The organism is Halomonas cerina (assembly GCF_014192215.1).
Lineage (GTDB): Bacteria > Pseudomonadota > Gammaproteobacteria > Pseudomonadales > Halomonadaceae > Halomonas > Halomonas cerina.
The window spans coordinates 1-1,594 of the sequence record NZ_JACHXP010000051.1; the positions used below are offsets into that span (position 1 = coordinate 1).

Genomic DNA, 1,594 nt, shown 5'->3' on the forward strand with positions numbered 1-1,594 from the left:
CAGGCGCTAGCGCTGATCCGGGAGCGCGCGCCGGATCTGGTGGTGGATGGCGAAATGCAGGCTGACTCGGCGCTGTCCACGGGCGTGCGCGGGCGTATCCTGCCCGACTCGCTGCTCATCGGCGAGGCCAATCTGTTGATCATGCCCAACATCGATGCGGCGAACATCGCCTTCACCGCCTTGAAGGTACTGGGCAACGGGGTGTCCGTGGGCCCCATCCTGCTGGGGGCCGCCCAGCCGGTGCATGTGCTCAACCGCACGGTCACCGCCCGGGGGATCGCCAACATGAGCGCCTTCGCCGTGGTCGAGGCACAGACCGCTCGGTAGCACTGGCCGGGCTTCCCCGTCGTCGGTCGGTTTCGCCACGCTCACCGAGGCCCAGGCATGGGGCCTGCAGTTTATCGAGTGGTACAACCATGAGCACCGGCACAGCGCGCTGCGCTACGTCACCTAGGGCAGCGACACAGCGGCGAAGCCGAGGACATTCTAGCGCATCGCAGGGAAGTCTTTGAGGCCGCAAAGCAGCGTCACCCGGAGCGGTGGTCAGGTGACATCCGGAAACTCAGCCTGCCGGATGTAGTGCACCTGAATCCCGAGCGAGACCCGGTGCCACAGGCCGCATGATTTTAAGGAGCCGGAATCATTTGATGTGCCAACTATATTGACAGACTCCGCAGGCGACCTATGAAAGCGCCTTAAAAAATGCCGCCTACACGAACGAGTACGTCGATGTCGTCGTCCTCGATGCCGGCGGCGATGTGGCCCGCCAGATCGGCCAGGTACGCAATCTCATCCGGCAGCGGGTCGATGCGATCATCATCTGGCCAACCAATGGCCAGGCGGTGATTCCCGCGATCCGGCAGGCCTACATTGCCGGCATTTTTTGTCGTGGTCACCAACTCCAAGATCGCCGATGCAGGCATGGAGTATATTGCGGGGTTCTCCGGTCCCGACAATGTCCAGCAGAGTGCCTCTTCCGCCGAGATGATGTGTGAGGCCCTCAACGGGTAGGGGAAAATCGTCCAGATCGCCGCAACCCGGTTACATCACGGCCATGGAGCGCTCTCGTGGCTTCGAGGAGAGGCTGGCCGAGGATTGTCCTGGGGTCGAGATCCTCGCGATTCCAGCCCGCGGACTGGAATCGCGAGGAGGACCAGCGGGTCGTAGAGAGCTTCCTCACCAAGTCCGAGACCATCGATCGTGGCGAGTACTACGGGCCCATCTACCAGTCCCCGGTCGATGACACCGAAGCGGCGCTCCAGACGGCAATCGATGTCCTTGAGGAGGAGCCCAAGGAGCGGCTCAAGCCGGCCCTGCTTCCGGGTAACCAGGAGAAGACCATGAAGGCACCGGTGGTGGCCGTGCTGAGCTATGACACCGAGTTCTACGAGCACCTGCCGCGCATGTTTTCCCACAACAAGGACGCCAAGTCGCTGTTCGAGGGCAAGACGGACTTCATCAATTCCACGGCCTTCCGCAACAGCTCCATCCAGGGGGGGTACTTCATCCTGGCCGCCCGTGCGGTGGGGCTGAGTGCTGGGCCGATGTCCGGCTTCAACAATGCCGCCGTGGACGAGGAATTCTTCCCCGATGG

At 62.7% G+C, this 1,594-nt stretch carries 2 protein-coding genes and 2 pseudogenes; all 4 read left to right on the forward strand.

The features are described 5' to 3' along the window. Positions 1 to 327, forward strand: a 327-nt coding sequence (locus tag FHR94_RS19410) for a phosphate acyltransferase (RefSeq protein ID WP_281376098.1), incomplete at its 5' end; no start/stop codon positions are given. Between the two features lie 37 nt (positions 328 to 364). Beyond that, positions 365 to 454 (forward strand): annotated as a pseudogene (locus FHR94_RS20140) (integrase core domain-containing protein); the annotation flags it as partial. Between the two features lie 292 nt (positions 455 to 746). After that, a pseudogene (locus tag FHR94_RS19795) lies at positions 747 to 995 on the forward strand (hypothetical protein); the annotation flags it as partial. A 72-nt stretch (positions 996 to 1,067) separates the two neighbouring features. Further along, positions 1,068 to 1,594, forward strand: a 527-nt coding sequence (locus FHR94_RS19800) for a malonic semialdehyde reductase (protein WP_343064694.1), incomplete at its 3' end; no start/stop codon positions are given.